This is a genomic window from Streptomyces sp. NBC_00207 (genome assembly GCF_045160965.1).
GTDB lineage: Bacteria > Actinomycetota > Actinomycetes > Streptomycetales > Streptomycetaceae > Streptomyces.
Genome location: NZ_CP130715.1, coordinates 3891984 through 3909218 on the forward strand (window position 1 = coordinate 3891984; position 17235 = coordinate 3909218).

Annotated in this window: 14 protein-coding genes and 1 tRNA gene; 1 reads left to right on the forward strand and 14 read right to left on the reverse strand. The window is 73.0% G+C overall.

From position 1 onward, the window contains the following. Window positions 1-51: 51 nt before the first annotated feature. The 5 genes from OG472_RS18595 to OG472_RS18615 all read right to left on the reverse strand — a co-directional run bounded on the left by OG472_RS18595 (window position 52) and on the right by OG472_RS18615 (window position 5177). Complete coding sequence (locus OG472_RS18595; protein WP_007264382.1) at window positions 52-693, reverse strand: IclR family transcriptional regulator; 642 nt, start codon at window positions 691-693, stop codon at window positions 52-54. Between the two features lie 436 nt (window positions 694-1129). Then, window positions 1130-2914, reverse strand: a complete 1785-nt coding sequence (locus OG472_RS18600) for a DEAD/DEAH box helicase (protein WP_401602340.1) — start codon at window positions 2912-2914, stop codon at window positions 1130-1132. 115 nt (window positions 2915-3029) lie between these two features. Further along, complete coding sequence (locus OG472_RS18605) at window positions 3030-3443, reverse strand: type II toxin-antitoxin system death-on-curing family toxin (RefSeq protein ID WP_405941760.1); 414 nt, start codon at window positions 3441-3443, stop codon at window positions 3030-3032. Continuing rightward, the gene (locus OG472_RS18610; protein WP_405830336.1) at window positions 3440-3640 is read right to left on the reverse strand and encodes a hypothetical protein; all 201 of its coding nucleotides are present in this window, start codon (window positions 3638-3640) and stop codon (window positions 3440-3442) included. The genes OG472_RS18605 and OG472_RS18610 overlap by 4 nt, the downstream gene beginning before the upstream one ends. Window positions 3641-3722: 82 nt before the next feature. Continuing rightward, window positions 3723-5177 (reverse strand): MFS transporter, encoded by a 1455-nt coding sequence (locus OG472_RS18615; RefSeq protein WP_405941761.1) that lies wholly within the window; start codon window positions 5175-5177, stop codon window positions 3723-3725. A gap of 181 nt (window positions 5178-5358) precedes the next feature. Here OG472_RS18615 and OG472_RS18620 point away from each other — a divergent pair. Further along, window positions 5359-5430, forward strand: a tRNA-Cys gene (locus OG472_RS18620). 65 nt (window positions 5431-5495) lie between these two features. Here the strand turns inward: OG472_RS18620 and OG472_RS18625 are convergent. From OG472_RS18625 to OG472_RS18665, 9 genes are all read right to left on the reverse strand, one after another. Continuing rightward, complete coding sequence (locus OG472_RS18625) at window positions 5496-5864, reverse strand: hypothetical protein (RefSeq protein WP_405941762.1); 369 nt, start codon at window positions 5862-5864, stop codon at window positions 5496-5498. A 190-nt stretch (window positions 5865-6054) separates the two neighbouring features. After that, a complete protein-coding gene (locus OG472_RS18630) occupies window positions 6055-6252 on the reverse strand; it encodes a hypothetical protein (RefSeq protein ID WP_405941763.1) in 198 nt (65 codons plus the stop codon). Window positions 6253-6341: 89 nt separating this feature from the next. Then, complete coding sequence (gene mycP / locus OG472_RS18635; protein WP_405941764.1) at window positions 6342-7526, reverse strand: type VII secretion-associated serine protease mycosin; 1185 nt, start codon at window positions 7524-7526, stop codon at window positions 6342-6344. 21 nt (window positions 7527-7547) lie between these two features. Next, window positions 7548-9011, reverse strand: coding sequence for a WXG100 family type VII secretion target (locus OG472_RS18640; RefSeq protein ID WP_405941765.1), 1464 nt, complete (start codon window positions 9009-9011; stop codon window positions 7548-7550). Then, window positions 9008-9529 (reverse strand): hypothetical protein, encoded by a 522-nt coding sequence (locus OG472_RS18645; protein WP_405941766.1) that lies wholly within the window; start codon window positions 9527-9529, stop codon window positions 9008-9010. The genes OG472_RS18640 and OG472_RS18645 overlap by 4 nt, the downstream gene beginning before the upstream one ends. Before the next feature lie 159 nt (window positions 9530-9688). Then, window positions 9689-11986 (reverse strand): xanthine dehydrogenase family protein molybdopterin-binding subunit, encoded by a 2298-nt coding sequence (locus OG472_RS18650; RefSeq protein WP_401602516.1) that lies wholly within the window; start codon window positions 11984-11986, stop codon window positions 9689-9691. 50 nt (window positions 11987-12036) lie between these two features. Continuing rightward, window positions 12037-14241, reverse strand: a complete 2205-nt coding sequence (locus tag OG472_RS18655) for a (2Fe-2S)-binding protein (RefSeq protein WP_405941767.1) — start codon at window positions 14239-14241, stop codon at window positions 12037-12039. Further along, a complete protein-coding gene (locus tag OG472_RS18660) occupies window positions 14238-15155 on the reverse strand; it encodes an FAD binding domain-containing protein (RefSeq protein WP_383567909.1) in 918 nt (305 codons plus the stop codon). Before OG472_RS18660 ends, OG472_RS18655 begins: the two co-directional genes overlap by 4 nt. A gap of 361 nt (window positions 15156-15516) precedes the next feature. Beyond that, a complete protein-coding gene (locus tag OG472_RS18665; RefSeq protein ID WP_405941768.1) occupies window positions 15517-17178 on the reverse strand; it encodes a beta-N-acetylhexosaminidase in 1662 nt (553 codons plus the stop codon). Between the last annotated feature and the right edge of the window lie 57 nt (window positions 17179-17235).

Genomic DNA, 17235 nt, shown 5'->3' on the forward strand with positions numbered 1-17235 from the left:
CCCGCACCCCGCACCGCACCCGGCGAAACCAGTCGGGCTCAGCGCAAAGCGTCAGCGCAGCGCATCGGCCACTTCGCGCGCCGCGTCCACCACCCTCGGCCCCACCCGCTCCGGCACCGCATCGGCCAGCATCACGACCCCGACGCTGCCCTCCAGCCCGGTGATCCCCACGAGCGGCGCGGCCGCGCCACTCGCGCCCGCTTCGAGCTCGCCGTGCGTCAGCGTGTACCCGGGTTCGATCAGGGAGCCCTGACGGGCGGCCAGGATGGCCCGGCCGGCGGCCCCGCGGTCCAGCGGGTGGCGGAAGCCGGCCCGGTAGGCCACGTGGTAGTCCGTCCAGGTCGGCTCCACGACGGCGACGGCGAGCGCCTCGGTGCCGTCGACGAGGGTCAGGTGCGCGGTGGCGCCTATGTCCTCGGCGAGCGAGCGCAGCGCGGGCAGGGCGGCCTCGCGTACGAGGGGATGCACCTGCCGGCCCAGCCGGAGCACGCCGAGCCCGACGCGGGCCCGGCCGCCGAGGTCGCGGCGGACCAGGGCGTGCTGTTCGAGCGTGGCGAGGAGCCGGTAGACCACGGTGCGGTTCACACCGAGGCGGTTGGAGAGCTCGGTGACGGTCAGACCGTGGTCGGTGTCGGCGAGCAGTTTGAGGACTCTGAGCCCTCTGTCGAGAGTCTGGGAGGTTTCCGCGGTCACGACGCCTCTCCCTCTTTCGGTGGGCGGCGGTGACTCTCGGGGTGGAACGCCGCCGGTCCCGCGGCGGCGCACGGAGAGGCCGCCGGTAGCGGCCATGGCACCGGCTGCGCTCCCGCGGCGGCGCTGCCACGGTGCGTTCGATGCGGGGACAGTAGCGAGCAGGTCCGCTCAGCGGAAGGGCTCGTCCAGAATCCGGGCGCGTGCTACCTGTTTATGCCGATTCCTGATCGCCACCGGTGTCGATTCGTAACCTCATTTTGCACAGGAGACCTTTACCGCCCCACGACCGCCAAGGGCGGCACCCCGGACCGCGTCCCGTACGGGTCCGGGGCGGTCACAGGGGACGGGGTCCGTGCGATGCTCCGCACGGACCCCGTCCCCTGTTCTGTGTGAACTCACCTGTTCTGTGTGCACTCACCGCGAGGCCACCACGAGGTCACCGCATGCGGGTGGCCCACTCCTGCACCTTCTTGATCCGCTCGCGCAGCTGCCCCGCCGTCGCCTCCGCGCTCGGCGGCCCGCCGCACACCCGGCGCAGCTCCGTGTGGATCACCCCGTGCGGCTTGCCGCTCTGGTGGACGTACGCGCCGACCATCGTGTTCAGCGACTTCCGCAGCTCCAGCAGCTCCTTGTGCGAGACCACCGGCCGCCGCTCCGCCGGCAGCTCCAGCAGGTCCGCCTCGGAGTCCGGCTTGCGGCGGCTGTGCGCGATCTGGCGCGACTGCCGCTTCTGCAGCAGCATCTGCACCTGGTCCGGCTCCAGGAGTCCGGGGATGCCGAGGTAGTCCTGCTCCTCCTCGCTGCCCGGGTGCGCCTGCATGCCGAACTCGGCGCCGTCGTAGAGGACCCGGTCGAAGACCGCGTCGGACTCCAGCGCCTCGAAGGACATCTGCTCTTCCTCGCCGGTGTCCTCGTCCTCCTGCTTGTTCGCCTCGTCCATCTCCTTCTCGGACTCGGCGTACGGGTCGTCCTCGCCCTGCTTCTTCGGCTTGTCGAGGACGTGGTCGCGCTCGACCTCCATCTCGTTGGCGAAGCCGAGGAGGTAGGGAATGGTCGGCAGGAACACGGACGCGGTCTCGCCGCGCCTGCGCGAGCGCACGAAGCGCCCGACGGCCTGGGCGAAGAACAGCGGGGTCGAGATCGTCGTCGCGTACACGCCCACCGCGAGGCGCGGTACGTCGACGCCCTCGGACACCATCCGGACCGCGACCATCCAGCGGCTGCCGTCCTCACTGAACTCGTCGATCCGCTTCGACGCACCTGTGTCGTCGGAGAGCACCACCGTCGCCTTGCTGCCGGTGATCTCCCGCAGCAGCTTGGCGTAGGCGCGCGCCGAGTCCTGGTCGGAGGCGATCACGAGGCCGCCCGCGTCGGGGATGCCCTTCCTGACCTCCGTCAGCCGCTGGTCGGCGGCGCGCAGCACGTTCGGCATCCAGTCGCCGCGCGGGTCCAGCGCGGTGCGCCAGGCCTGCGAGATGGCGTCCTTCGTCATCGGCTCGCCGAGCTTGGCGGCGATCTCGTCGCCCGCCTTGGTGCGCCAGCGCATGTTGCCGCTGTAGGAGAGGAAGATGACGGGCCGGACGACGCCGTCGCCGAGCGCGTTCCCGTAGCCGTAGGTGTAGTCGGCGGACGACCGGCGGATCCCGTCGTTCCCCTCCTCGTACGCGACGAAGGGGATGGGGTTCGTGTCGGACCGGAAGGGCGTACCGGTCAGGGCCAGACGCCGGGTCGCCGGGTCGAAGGCCTCCAGGCAGGCCTCGCCCCAGGACTTCGAGTCACCGGCGTGGTGGATCTCGTCGAGGATGACGAGGGTCTTGCGCTGCTCGCACCGGTTGCGGTGCAGCATCGGGCGCACGCCGACGCCCGCGTAGGTGACGGCGACCCCGTGGTAGTCCTTGCTGAGCGGCCCGGCGGAGTACTCGGGATCCAGCCGGATGCCTATCCGCGCCGCGGCCTCCGCCCACTGCTTCTTCAGGTGCTCGGTCGGCGCGACCACGGTCACCTGCTGGACCACGTGGTGGTGCAGCAGCCAGGAGGCGAGGGTCAGCGCGAAGGTGGTCTTGCCTGCGCCGGGGGTCGCGACCGCGAGGAAGTCCCGCGGCTGCTTCTCGATGTAGCGGTCCAGCGCTCCCTGCTGCCAGGCGCGCAGTTTGCCCGCCGTACCCCAAGGGGCACGGCCGGGGAAGGCGGGTGAGAGGTGGTGGGAGGCGGTAGTAGTCACGGTCTCCGGTTCGTCGCTCTCGGCAGTCGTACGTAGGACAACCGGGCCACCCTACCGGGACGGGCCCGCCCCTCGCGGAGGGACAGGCCCGTGACCTCGCGCGGTGCGGCGAGCGTCACATCGGCGGGAGGAGCAGTGCCCTCAGCCGGCCGGCGATCCGCGTGACGTCCGTCTCGTGCCCGGCGGCCACGTCGATGACCAGCGCGTAGGCGGCCTCTTGGTCCACGTCGCCCGGGTCGGCCCCGTTCACGGCGAGGAAGGTGGCCGCGGCGAGCCAGGCGGTGCGCTTGTTCCCGTCGACCAGGGGGTGGTTCGTCGCGATGCCGTGGAGCAGCGCGGCGGCCTGCTCGTACGGGTCCTCGTACGCCGGAATCCCGAACATGCGTGCCCTGGGCCGGTGCACCGCCGACTCCAGCAGCCCGGGGGCCCGCAGTTCGACCGGCTGGTCCTGGGCGAGGCAGGCGTGCCGGGCCAGGTCGAGGACCTCGGCGAGCGTGAGGTGGCGCACCGGGACGGCGGCGGCGCTCATTCGCCGAGCCGCTTCAGCAGGGGCGCGTGCCGCCGCGCGAGCCGCAGCGCCTCGGCTCCGACCCGGTCCCGCTCGGCCCGCAGCCGCGCCCGTACGGCGTCGAGCGCGAGCTCCTCGGGCGACTGGCCGGTGGCGTCGGCAAGGTCGGCGCATTCCGCGCGCTCGGTGTCGGACAGCCGGATGATCAGCTCGTTCATGGCCGGAACGGTAGTGCGGCGGCCGGTCGTGACGCAGCCGAATTCCCCGCGGCCGGCCCGGGCCGGGCCACGGCCTCGGCGCTCAGTCCTCGGCGGGCTCCAGCCGGGTCGCGACCCACGCCCCCACCAGTGCCACACAGGCCATCGGCAGGAACACCACCGTGAAGGCCGCGGGGTGCGAGGCCGACGCCGCGTCCGTCAGGGCGTGGGAGGCGCCGACCGCCCCGCCCCCCAGCGCGGCGAACGCGGCGCCGCCGCCCGCCAGCAGGACCACGTTCGCCAGCGCGTCCGAGATCTGCAGCGCGGCGGAGTTGGCCCCCGCCTCCTCCGGTGCCGACAGCTTCAGCAGCAGCACGCTCGTGGAGCCGATCACCAGCCCCATGCCCAGGCAGCCGACCGCCCAGGCCAGCGCCAGCGTCCACACCGGCACGGACTCGATCAGCACGGCGGGCGCGGCGGCGATGGCCAGGGCCACCATCACCATCCCGGCCACCATCAGCCGTTCCCGGTACGGGGCCATCCGCCCCTTCGACTGCACCCACGAGCCGCCCGCCCAGGTCACTCCGCCGAGCGCGAGCGAGAAGCCGGCCAGCGTCGGGCTCAGGCCCCGCTGGGTGACCAGCATCAGCGGTACGAAGCTCTCCGCCGCGATGAACGAGCCCGCGGCCACCCCGCGCAGCAGCACCACGGACGGCAGTCCGCGCCGCGCCAGGTACGTTCCGCGCGGCAGCAGCCCCAGCACGGCGGGCACCAGCAGGGCCGCGCCGGCGATGCCCGGCACCAGCGACAGCCACCGCAGGTCCTGGGCGGCGTACTGGAGCAGGCCCGCGCCCAGCGAGATCCCGAGGGCCAGCCGGATCCGCCGCCGGTCGAAGGCCACGGGCGGCGCATCGGGGTCGACGGGCCCGGACGCGGTCCGCCGTATCGCGGGCAGGGCCACCATCAGCGGCACGACGACGAGGGCCGGGATCCCGAGGAACACCCACCGCCACCCGAGGTGCTCGGTGACCGTCCCCGAGGCCAGCGGCCCGACGATCGAGGGCACCACCCAGCTCGCGGCGAAGGCGGCCATGATGGCGGGCCGCAGCCGCTCCACGTAGGCCCGGCTGACCACCACGTACAGGGCGACGATGACCAGCCCGCCGCCGAAGCCCTGCACGGCCCGGCCGAGCACGAACACCCACATCGCCCCGGCGGTCCCGGAGACCACGAGCCCGGAGGCGAACGCGGCGATGCCGACGGCCAGCGGCCGCAGCGGCCCCTGCCGGTCGGCCCACTGCCCGGACAGGACCATGCCGAAGAGGCTGGTCGTGAAGTAGGCGGAGAAGGCGAAGGCGTAGAGCCCGATCCCCTCCAGCTCGCGCGCGGCGACGGGCATGGCCGTCCCCACGGCGGTGGCCTCGAAGGCGATCAGGAAGACGACGGAGATGATCCCGATGCTGAGCGTCCGGTACGCGGGCCCGAGGATCCCGCCCTGCTGCAGGGGCGGGATCGGCTTCTCGGTTCTCTGGGGCACGCGGGGCTCAAGGGCACTCATCGCCCCAGAGTAAGGTGCGTAGCCGCAGATCGACCCTGTCTATTCGACGGATCCCGCCCTCCTCCCGGAGACCTAGGTCTCCGGTCACTGTGAACGCGGCATGGCAGTCGTGTTGCACCCGCCGCGCAACCCTTCCCGCTCCCCCGCGGCCCCCGTACGGTCGTGCACATCACCACCTCACAGCCGTGTGCCCGAGTGGTTGAGGGACTCGCCTGCAAAGCGAGTTACGCCGGTTCGATTCCGGTCACGGCTTCGCGGCGAGCCGCTCGGGGGAAGGCGCACCCCCGAGCGGCTTTCGCCTTGCCCGGCCGCGCCGCCTCAGACGCCGCACCCGGTCTGCTCCTTGGCGAAGTCCAGGTACTTCTTCATGAGCTCGGTGAGCAGGGGCCGTCGCGCGTCCTGCTGGATCTTCTCCACCGAGCCGTCGATCCACAGCCTGAGCTCGAAGGCGTCCGTGGGCCCGCTGCACGTGAGAATGACAGCGGCGCCCCCGTCCCAGAGCTTGCTGTTCTGCGCGAAGGGAAGCGCCTCCGGCTTCTGCTCGTCGACCGACGGAGCCCAGACGAAGTGCTGCCCCTGCGGCAAGCGGTCCGCCGCCGCGAAGAAGCGGGTCTTCCCGTCCACGTAGATGTTGCAGATCGCGCCCTTCCTGCTGGCGCTCAGACGGACATCGGCAGGCGAATCCACCCGCACCTCCTTGCCCGTACCCATGAAGGGTGCGAGTTCCGCCGGCGTGAAGGCCCCGAAGCACGTCGACTCGGGAAGTTCGGGCGCAGCCGACTCCTTGCCGTCGGAGCAGCCGACCAGCAGTGCCGTCCCGACGACGACGGCGGCTACAGCCCTGCGGATACGAGGACGGGGTATCAGGACCCGCCGTTCATCGTGGCTTGTCCTCCTCGGTGAGGGCCCCGGCGGCCTCGGTGGTGGTGGCGCTGGCGGTGTGCTTGCCGTCCGCCTGGAGGCGGGTGTGCAGCTTGTACGCGTCGGAGCCGATGGCACCGATGTGGTCCTGATCGAGTTCGAGGTCACCGCCACCGCCGCCGCCTGGATCGGCGGGCGCCTGGTTGAGCCGCATGGACACATTGATCGCATGAACTCCCGAGTCAGTGCGGGTAGATCAGGGTCGGGTCAGGTGAAGCGAGCTCAAGCCGGGTCGAACCGAGCTCAGCGATTGCGGCGTACGACGACCACGGTCACGGCGCCACCGATGAGCACGCAGGCTCCCAGACCGAGCCCGATCCACGGGAGCGAGCTGCCGCTCTTCTTCTCCTCAGCCTTCGCCGCCGGCTTGGACGGGGCGGCGTCGGGGGCCTTGCCGTCTGTGGAGGGCGAGGGGGACTTGCCCGCGTTCGCGGCAGCCGCCAGGTCGGGCAGCGGGTACACGTCGGCCGGACCGGGGTCGCCTGGATTCTTCAGCGCGACACTGGGCCTCGCGATGCCGTAGCCGATGTAGTCGTTGCGCGCAGACCCGTCGACGGGCTTGCCTGCGGTGTTCAACAGGACCCGCAGGACCTGGTTGTTGGTCCAGTCAGGGTGGGCGGACCAGAGGAGGGCGGCGGAGGCGGAGGCGAGTGCTGATGAGTCACTGGTGCCGTGGGTTTTGCACAGCCCCGTTTTACCCTTGCATGCGGTGACAATATCGACGCCAGGTGCGGCCATATCCACCTGGAGGCCGTGCTGAGACTCCTTGGTCGGCTCGCCGTTGCTATCGACAGCTCCGACGCCCACGACTCCGGGGGTCCCGGCTGGGTAGGCGAGCTCGTTGGTCGAATCACCGTAATTTCCAACGGCAGCAAAGATCAGCTTGCCCTTCGAGAGCGCATACTTTACAGCCGCGGCCCGCTCCGCATCTTCCTCAGGCTTGCTGGACAGGCCCATGGAAATATTAATTACCTTGGCCTCTGAGTCTGCCGCGTACCGAATGCCCTGGGCGATCAAGGGCGTGTTCGCCCCTTCCAGCATGTCCGGCACACGGATCGGGAGAATCTTGACTCCGGGTGCAAGCCCGAATGCACCGTCACCACTCGGGTGCTTTCCGGTTGCAGCGATCATCGCGGAAATGCCGGTGCCGTGACCGTAGTAGTCGTTGTCCTTGTCGCCCGGGGCGTCGCCAGCAGGGAAGACCGCGCCGGGGAGAACCTGCCCTTCCAGTTCCGGGATCCGATTAACGCCGGTATCGATCACCGCAACGGTGATTCCCTTCCCGGTGGTGATCTTCCAAATCTCGTTGGCCTTCATGGCGTCGAGATGCCATTGCTGCGATCGAATGGATTCCGCGTGGGCCGGGGTCGCGGCGACCCCGGCCAGCAGGAGGCCCACCAGGGCCGAGGTCGCCTTACGCATGCGCATCCCGTGCAACGTCCGTTCTGCTCAGTCGATCACAGGCGGAACAACACGACGGCTGCCCTGCCAGGTCTCTTCGTCCTCGACCAGGTAGTCGGCGCGTTCGCCCTGCTGGTCGTCCCGCCGCTTACCCGGAGTCTGCGTACGTGCACCCGCGTGCCCCACGGCACCCGTCCCCACGCCACGCGCGCCGTTGCGCACGAGGCCCGAGCCTCCCTGGGTGAACGGCTGGCCGCCCGCGATCGGGCGAGCGCCCATACCGGGCTTCCCTCCGATGCCGCCCGGCTCCGAAGCGAGTCGACGACCTCCCGCGAAGCCGTTCTGCCCGCCATGGCCACCGCCGACGCCGGTACCCATACCGCCACCCATGCCACGGCCGGCGTGAGTGCCTTCACCGATGACGTTGCCACGCGGGATGCCCGAGCTGGGGCCGGTGGACGTCACAGGCCGGCCGCCCGTGATGCCGCTGTCACGCGGGGGCATTCCCGGCGTGCCGAGGGCCCTGCCGCCGGGGGGAGGAGTCCCTGGACCGCCCAATGTCGGGTACGGGCCGATACCCGGGCCGGTGAGGCTGGGCGGCTTCATACCGCCGACGGGCGGGAAGCCCATGGGCGGGAGGAGGGGTCCGGGGGTGGGGCTGACGGGACCCGTGGGCAGCGGGCCGGGCAGGGTCGTCACCGGAGGCGCGGTCCGGTCCGGAAGCACCGCGACGCTGTCGATGTCCACGTCCACCTCGCGGTCCGGAACCGACGGCACGGAGACCGACGGAACCGTGTTGTCCGGCTGCGGCGGACGCCCGGTCACCGTTCCGGGATCACTCGAGGGCGTACTGTGCGACGACCCCGTCGTCGTGTACGAGGAGCCTGTCGAACCGCCCCCTCCGCCAGACTCGCCTCCAGGCCTCGCCATGTCCTGATCGCCATAGCTCACCTTAGGCACCAGCACATCCGGCGGCGGCGGGAACGTCGGGGGCTTCACAGCGTCTATGTGCTGGGCAGACTTCTCGTACGAGCCGGCCAGCTTGGTCATCGCGTCCACGGCCGCGCCATGGTTGTCGTTCAGCTTCGACCAGGCCTCCTGGCCGAGCTTCACCGCGGCCGTATTGCCAGGGTTGTCGCGGGCGGCCATCAGGTTCTGCGTGAGCTTCGACTGCGCTGCCGCGTCGTACATGGGCATGTTGCCCGCGCCGTACGTGGTCGGCGCGACCTCGCGCATGATCTGCGCCGTCTCCGCCATGTACTTGCCGCCGTTGGCGCTGTACTTGGCCAGCTCCAGCGTGGCGCTTCCCGTCTGGTTCACCCAGTTCTGGAAGGCGTCGGCCGCTTGGCCCTCCCAGCCCTTGACCCTGTGGTCCTTGAGCTTGTTCCCGATCTCCTCGATCGTCGTGGCGGCATTGGTGAGCAGCGCCGAGCAGTCGTAGACCTTGTCCGGGTTGATCGCAGCGACCATGGCGTACAACTGTGCGTGCGAAAGGCCCTCAAACTCGCTCATCCGAGGACACCGCCCTTCTGCGTCTCGTTCGGCTGTCCGCCGTCGACCTTCTTGGCTGCGTACGGGTCGCGATCCTTGACGTACTGGTCATGGGCCTGCTTGGCGAGGAGGGCCATGCGCCGCTTCGTCTCCTCGTCCACCTCGCTGTAGCCGCCGCCCGCGGACTGGATCGCGATGCCGAGGGCCTCGATCTGCACCGCAAGCCCCTTCGACAGGTTCTGCAGCTCCGTGTGGACGGTGGTGTACGCGTTGTAGAGCTTCTCCGCCTGGGCGAAGCCCTTGCCGAGGGCTGACGTCGGCAGCGTGCCGTCGGCCAGCTTCCCGTGGTGGGCCGACGACTCCTGAAGCTTCGTCAGAAGCCCGTCCACCAGACCCTGATAGCTCTTCAAGTCGTCGTACTGGACTCGCAGCGCCGCAGCGGTGGCCCCGTAAGCCGCCCCCGCGATCGCGCCCATCGGACCCGCCAGTCCCAGCGCGAGGGCCGCTTGGACCGCACCTACCCCGTTGTCGTCTGCCACGTTGGCCTCCCCGTCTCCCCGTGGTCGCGGCGTTTCCGCCGCTCCCCGTCCCCGTTCGCACCCGTGTGCACGCGCACGTGCACACGCGTACCGATCACTCTAGCGACAGGCAACGACAGCCCCAAGTCCGGGGTTGCACGTGCAATGTGGGTCACACGGTCACGAGTTGGGCGATGCGACTGCCGCCGACGGCCTGATCGGGAGCCTGTTGACCGGGCGGCCCGTCGCCGCGCGTACCGCCGAGGCGATTGCGGCCGGGGTCGTCACGACCGGGATCGCGCTCGCCGCCTTCGCGCCGAAGGGGGCCACCACGTCTCGTTCCTCGACCAGTTTGACGATGCGCACGGCCGGGGCGTCCAGCGACGTCGGCAGTGCGTAGCCCGTCAGGTCGGGGTGGCGGACGAGCCCGGAGACCGTCCGGAGGTTCTCCGTCAGGGCCGCGCCGACGCCCTGTGTGACGCCCGCCTCGATACGGGCTTCCAGCTGGCGGGGGTTGAGGATGCGGCCCACGTCCTGGGCGACCGCGAGCTCCACGACCCGTACCGAGCCGAGTTCGATGTCCACGTCCACCACCGCGCGGATCGCGCAGAAGGCGAGGCCCACGAACGCGTCGCCCTGGCCGTCCGCGTCCAGGGGCTCCGTGGGGTGCGGGCGGCACTGGGCCGTGGCCCAGAGCTCCTTGCCCTCTATGGCCTCCGAGACGCTCATCGAGAAGGCGCCGTCGTACGACGTGATCCGGCCGTCCGCGATCTGCAGGAGCTCGGTCGACATGCCCAGCTTGTGGGCCATGGGCTGCAGGAGCTGGGTGCGGACCATCTTGGCCGCGCGCTCCACCGCGCCGCCCGACACCCACGTGTGGCGGCCGTGCGCCGACGGGCCCGCCGGCGGCTGGTCGGTGTCCACGGGGGCCACCGCCACCTCGTCGACGCCCAGTACCTCCTGGACGATCTGGCGGGCCAGCGTGCCGAAGCCCTGCCCGGTGTCGACCGCCGCGCAGATGACCGTGGCCGCGCCGTTGACGACCTTCACGGTGGCCGTCGAGACCTCGTCCGTGCCCTCCGCGCCGAGCATGTGCACCATGCCGACGCCGTAGCCGACGCCGCGGCGCACCGCGCCCGGCTCGCCCGCGCCCTCCGGGCCGCCGGGCAGCAGCCACTCGTCCTCCGGGGTGTCCTTCGGCAGGGTCGGCAGCTCGAAGTCGCGGACCGCGCGCAGCAGTTCCGCCACCGGGGCCGGGCAGGTCACGGTCTGGCCGGTGGGGAGCAGGTCTCCCGTCGCCAGGACGTTGCGCATGCGCAGTTCCGCGCCGTCCATGCCGAGCGCGGCCGCGAGCTTGTCCATCTGGCCCTCGTACGCGGCGCACACCTGCATGGCGCCCTCGCCGCGGACGTGGCCCGAGGGCGGGTTGTTGGTGCGGACCGCCCAGCCTTCCACGAAGGCGTGCGGGACGACGTACGGGCCGCAGGCGAAGGCCACGGCCGCCGCCAGGGATTCCGCGGAGGCGTCGGCGTACGCGCCCGCGTCCATCAGGATCTGCGCCTCGACCTTGACCAGGCGGCCCTCCGCGTCCGCGTGGTGGCGGTAGCGCAGCAGGGTCGGGTGCCGGTGGGTGTGGCCGAGGAAGGACTCCTCGCGGGTGGCGGCGAGTTTGACCGGGCAGCCCGTGCGCAGGGCGAGCAGGCCGAGCGGGAGCTGGAAGGCGGCGTCCTCGCGGTCCGCCGTGGCGCCCGGCACGCCGGTGACCACCACGCGTACGCGGTCGGGTTCCAGGCCGAAGCAGGCGGCGGCCAGGGCGCGGTCGGTGTGCGGGTCGGTGGAGGCGGTGTAGAGCTCCACGCCGCCGTCGGGCCGCGGCACGGCCAGTCCGGCCTCGGCGCCGATGGGGGCGGGGTCCTGGCGGCCGATCCGGTACAGGCCCTCGACGACCACGTCGCCGGTCGCCTCCGGGTCGCCGTAGCGCAGCGGGATGTGCCGGATCAGGTTGCCGTCGGGGTGCAGGGCGGGCGCGCCGAAGGACTGCTCGGGGTCGGTCACCGGGTCGAGGAGCTCGTACTCGACGGCGATCGCGGCCGCGGCGAGCCGCGCGGTGTCGGGGTGGTCGGCGGCGACGGCGGCGATGGGCTCGCCGTGGTGGCGTACGACGTCGTGCGCGAACACCGGCCGGTCGGCGATCCGGCGGCCGTGCGTGGTGGCGCCGGGTACGTCGGCGTGGGTGACGACGGCGCGCACGCCGGGCATCTCGGCGGCGGCCGTGGTGTCGATGGACACGATGCGGGCGTGCGCGTGCGGGGAGCGCAGCACGGCGGCCCACAGGAGGCCCTCGGCCCACAGGTCGGCGGCGTACGGGAAGGTGCCCTCGGTCTTGGCGCGGGCGTCGGTGGCGGGCACGGACGCGCCGATGCCGCGCGGCACCTGCTGTTCCGAGGCCTCCGCCGACGGGGCGGCCAGGGCCGTCACCGTGCTGTTCACCGTTGTCGTCGCCGTCGCCGTAGCCGCGTCCTGCCCGCTCACGCCGTGCCTCCGTGGTGGATGCCGCCCTCGCCGGGCGCTGCCTGGTGCGGGATGCGTGCCTCCGGGGCCTGGCCGGGAGCCTGGTCCGGAGCCGCGGACTCTGCGGCGGCCGCCTCCCGCTCGGCCACGACCTCGCGGACGGCGTCGACGACCCCCGCGTAGCCGGAGCAGCGGCAGAGGTTGCCGCACAGCGCCTGACGGGTCTCCAGCTCGCTGGGGGCGTGGTTGCCCTCCAGCAGGTCGTGGATGGTCATGGCCATGCCGGGCACGCAGAACCCGCACTGCACCGCACCCGACCTGCACAACGCCTGCTGCACGTCCGAGAGTTCCCCGTTCGTCGCGAGCCCCTCGACGGTGCGGACCTCGCTGCCGGCGGCCGTCGCGGCCGGGACCAGGCAGGAGGCGACGAGCCGGCCGTCGACCTGCACGGCGCAGGCGCCGCACTCGCCCTGCGAGCAGCCGTCCTTGGCGCCGGCGAGGCCGAGGCGCTCGCGCAGCACGTAGAGCAGGGACTCGCCGATCCAGGCGCCGGTGACGGGCCGGTCGGCGCCGTTGACGCGCAGGACGTAGGAGGCCTGCGGGTGCTCGTGATGGGCGGCGGCCTCGGCAGCCGTTCCTTCTTCGTACGCCGCCACCTCGGCCGGGACCCTTTGGCCGCTCCCCGCGTCCGGGAGCGCCGCGTCGCTGTCGGCGGTGTCCGCACCCGGCGTGAGGCCGGCCGGGGGCTCCGCCGCGGCCGGCTCTTCGGGCGAACCGGCGTCGGCAGCCGCGGGGCCGGGCTCCGGCAGGGCCGGCTCCGCCCCGGGCGCGGCGTCGTCCGCCACGGGCCCGGGCCCGGGCCCGGGCTCGGGCGCGGGCGCCGCGTGGCCGAAGGCCGCGAAGCCCTGGCCGTCGGTGCCCCCGTGCTGCGCCGGTCCGTCGGACTGGGCGGGCCCGTCGGGGGCCGCCTCAGCCCGTACTCCGCCGAAGAGGTCCAGGCCGCCGGCAGCCACCGGCTGCGCGGCGGCGGGCTGGGCAGCCCCGCCCGGCTCCGGCGCTTCGCCGAAGGCCGTGAAACCGCGCCCGTCGGTGCCGGCGTGCAGCGACGCCGGCTCGGTGTACGCACCGTGCCCGGCGTGCCCCGCGTACCCGGCGTGCTGCATGTGCTCGCGGTGCCCGGCGTGCTCGTCCTGCTCCGCGTTCCCGAGGTGCTCGCCGTGCCCGGGGTGCTCCGCGTGTCCGGCCTGGACCGCGTGCCCGACGTGTCCGACGTGCTCCGCATGGTCGGCGTTCCGGGCGCCCTCGGCCTGCTCGGCCGCCGGGCCGTGGGCGGCCTCGATGTCGTGCGGGGCCGGGTGCACCGGCTCGCCGTCCGGGAGCGGGGTGCCCACACCGGGGCCGCCCAGCACGCGCGGCCCGCGTCCGGCGGCGCCCACTCCGGGTCCCCCGAGCAGCCGCCCGGCGCCGTGCGCCGTCGCGGCGGCAGCGGCGGCCGAAGCCGCCGCGGCCTCGTCCGTGCCCGGCAGAACGCCCGGCAGGCCGCCCGTGTCCAGGTTGCCGTCCAGGTGACCGTCGGGGTCCCCGGCCGGCTGCTGCGTCAGGTACGCCCACGGCGCCGGAGCGCCGCCCGGCAGCGTCGCCGGGGCCTGGCTCCAGTCGGCGTCGAGCCCGCCCGGCCGGAAGTCACCCTGCTGTCCGTGGAATTCGGAGTACTCGGGGACGGCCCACTGGCCGGTCGCCGAAGAGGAGGCCTCGGGTTCCTGCGCCGCCTCCGGGAACCGCCATTCCGCCGTCGCACCGGGATCGGGCGTCGGCTCCGGCTCCGCCTCGGCGAACGCCGCGGCGACGGACGCCGGGATCGGGATCGACGCCGGAATCGGCCCGCCCACCGACCCGGACCCGGCCCCGGCCCCTGTGCCGGACCCCTGCTCGGCCTGGCCCGAACCCGGCGCCTCCGGCCACTGCACCGGAATCGTCCACGTACCGGTGGCCGCCGGGTCCGTGGTGGCCGTGCCGAGCGGCACGATCATCGGCGGCGGCACGTACCCGTGCCCGGGCGCCGCGAGGGGCTCCCCGGTGCCGAGCGCGTCCAGCATGTCCTGCGGCAGTTTCACGAAGGCCGTGGCGTCCGAGTCGTACTCGCCGCCCTGCGGGACCGGTTCCCAGCCCCAGCTCGCCGTGCCGTTCCCCTGGGTCACGTTCTCGTTCTCGTTCTCGCTCATGAGGTCAGTGCCCTCCCCAGGGCCCTGCGTGCCAGCACGGCCACCGTCCGCCGCAGATGCAGTACGCCGGGAGCCACCGGCTCCCCCTGGTCGGGCACGCAGGCGGCCGCGACGTACTCGCCGAAGGCCTCCAGCGCCTCGGGGGCCAGGCTCCGCTCGCCGTCCCAGTCGATCAGCGAGGCCACCCACTGCTCGGCCTCCAGGGGCCGCAGCGGCATCGGGGCCACCGCACCGATCGCGCAGCGCACACCTCGGCGCGCGGGATCCAGTACGAGCCCCACGGACGCCACGGCGCGCCCCGGCCCGGTACGTCCCGTGGCCTTCAGGAACACCTGCGGCGCGTGCAGCAGCGGGACGCGGACGAAGCCGATGAGCTCGCCGGGCCGCAGCATCTCGCGGCCGGCCAGCAGGTACGACACCGGGATCTCCCGCTGCCCGTCCGGGCCCACGATGACGAGGACGGCCTCCAGCGCGGCCAGTACGGGCAGTGCGTCACCCGTGGGCGCGGCGGTGGCGATGTTCCCGCCGAGGGTGCCCGCGTTGCGGATCTGCGGGGGCCCGGCGGCGCGCGCGGCGGCGGCCAGTGCGGGGATCAGGGCGGCGAAATCCGGCCGTCCCATCCGCGCGTGGGTGAGGCCGGCGCCGAGCAGCGCGTGGCCGTCCTGGTACTGCCAGCCGCGGATCTCGTTGATCCGGCCCAGGCCCACCAGCGCGGCGGGCCGCAGCAGCCCGGCGTTGACGGCGGCCATGAGGTCGGTGCCGCCCGCGACGGGCACGGCTGCGGGCATGGCGGTGAGCGCCGCCACGGCCTCGTCGAGCGAGGCCGGCAGTGTCACGGACTGCGCCGCCTGGGGCCCCTGGGGGCCCTGAGATGAATCCGGTGCGTGCAGTGCATGCGGTGCGTGCGTGGTCAACCCAGCTGCCCCTTCCCGATGTCCCGGTCCCGGCGCTCACGCCTGTCCGCCGTACGGTACGTGCTCACCGCCGGGACGTGGCAACTCTGGCACATCTTCCAGGCCGCCCGGCGCGAGGGTCCACCCGGTGCCCCCGCCCCCCGTGCGACCCCCCGCACGCCCCCTGCGCGCCCCCGCGCCCGGCTCCCGCACGCCTGCGCCCCCGGCCCGCCCGTCCCGGGCCCGGAGCCCCGTACGGCCCTCCGTGCCGCCTTCGCCGGACCTCCTCCCCGAACGTCCCATTTTCCCCGTATAGCAGGAAATCCAGGCAGAGTTCCAGACCCGTTACCATTCCGTTCAGGTCCGCGGCTCCGCTCCCGTGTCACACGTTCGGGGGCGCGCCCTCGATCGGGCGTCCCCGCACCCCGGGGCGCCGCTGCCACGGCAGGGGCCCTCCCGGTGGCCGGTAACCGACCCCGAGCGCGTCCAGCCGCGCGTAGTGCGCCGCGGCCATCCGGCCCTCGAACCAGGCGAAGTCGCGCTCCTCCGGGGCGGGCTGCCACGACCACACCACCTCCGCGAAGGCCGCCAGCCGCGGGAACACCTGGTAGTCGACCCGGTCCTGGTTCTCCATCACCTCGGTCCACACGTTGGCCTGCGCGCCGAGCACGTGCGCTGCCGCCTCCGGCGACAGCTTCGGCGGCACCGGTTCGAAGCGGTAGACGTCCTCCAGCGAGCGCACGTACCCGATGGGCATCGGCTCGTCCCCGCCGCCCGCCTGGCGGTGGTCCAGGTACACCTGCTGCTCGGGGCACATGACCACGTCGTGCCCGGCCTCGGCGGCGGCGATGCCGCCCGCGTAGCCGCGCCACGAGGACACGGCCGCTCCCGGCGCGAGCCCGCCCTCCAGGATCTCGTCCCAGCCGATCAGCCGCCGTCCGCGCTCCGCGAGCCAGCCGTCGAAGTGCCCGATGAACCAGGCCTGCAGGCCGTCCTCGCCGTCCACGCCCAGCTCCCGGATCCGCTCCTGTGCGGTGGCGGAGGCCTTCCACTGCGCCTTCGGGCACTCGTCGCCGCCCACGTGCACGAAGGGCGAGACCTCCGCGGGGAACAGCTCCAGCAGTTCCTCGAAGACCCCCTCGTAGAACCGCAGCACGGCCTCGGTCGGCGCGAGGACGTTCTCGGTGATCCCCCAGTCGTCCCAGACGCCCAGGGCCGCCGTGTCGACCACGTCGGTGTTGCCCAGCTCCGGGTACGCGGCGATCGCGGCCTGCGAATGCCCCGGTACGTCGATCTCCGGGACCACCCGGACGTGCCGCTCGGCGGCGTACGCGACGATCTCGCGGATGTCGTCCTGCGTGTAGAAGCCGCCGTGCGGGGTCTCGTTCCACAGCGGCGAGGCCCGGTGCCCCCACCGGCTGCGCCCCCGCCAGGCGCCGACCCCGGTGAGGCGCGGGTACCGCTTGATCTCGACCCGCCAGCCCTGGTCGTCCGTGAGGTGCAGGTGCAGCACGTTGAGCTTGTGGGCGGCGAGCAGGTCGATGTACCGCAGCACCCCGTCCTTGGGCATGAAGTGCCGGGCCACGTCGAGCATCAGCCCGCGCCAGCCGAACCGCGGGCCGTCCGCGACCGTGCCGTGCGGCAGGCTCCACACCCGCCCCGGCCCCGCCGCCGGCGCCTTCCGGTGGGCGTCGGGTCCGAGCAGCTGACGCAGCGTCTGGGCGGCCCAGAACAGCCCGGCGGCCGTCGCGCCCGTCAGCTCGGCGCCGTCCGGTCCGATCTCGATGCGGTACGCCTCCGGCCCCGCGTCCCCCACGCCGTCGGGGTCGAGGCGCAGGCGCAGCTCCGCGCTGCGGCCGGCCGCGGCGGCGGGCAGGTCCCAGCCGGTGGCCGCCCCGAGCTCCCGCCGCAGCCAGCGGGCGACCGTCCCGGTCCCCGGCCCGGCGGCGAGGCACGGCTCGGGCCCGAAGGCGAACCGGCTCCCGTCCTCGCGGAAGAGAGCGACCCGGGGTGCGGGGATCAGGTCCATGCGGGTCAGGTCCATGCGTCGGCCCTTCGCAGCAGCGTGTTGCACCCTGCGCAACGCCCGTTCCGCAGAGTG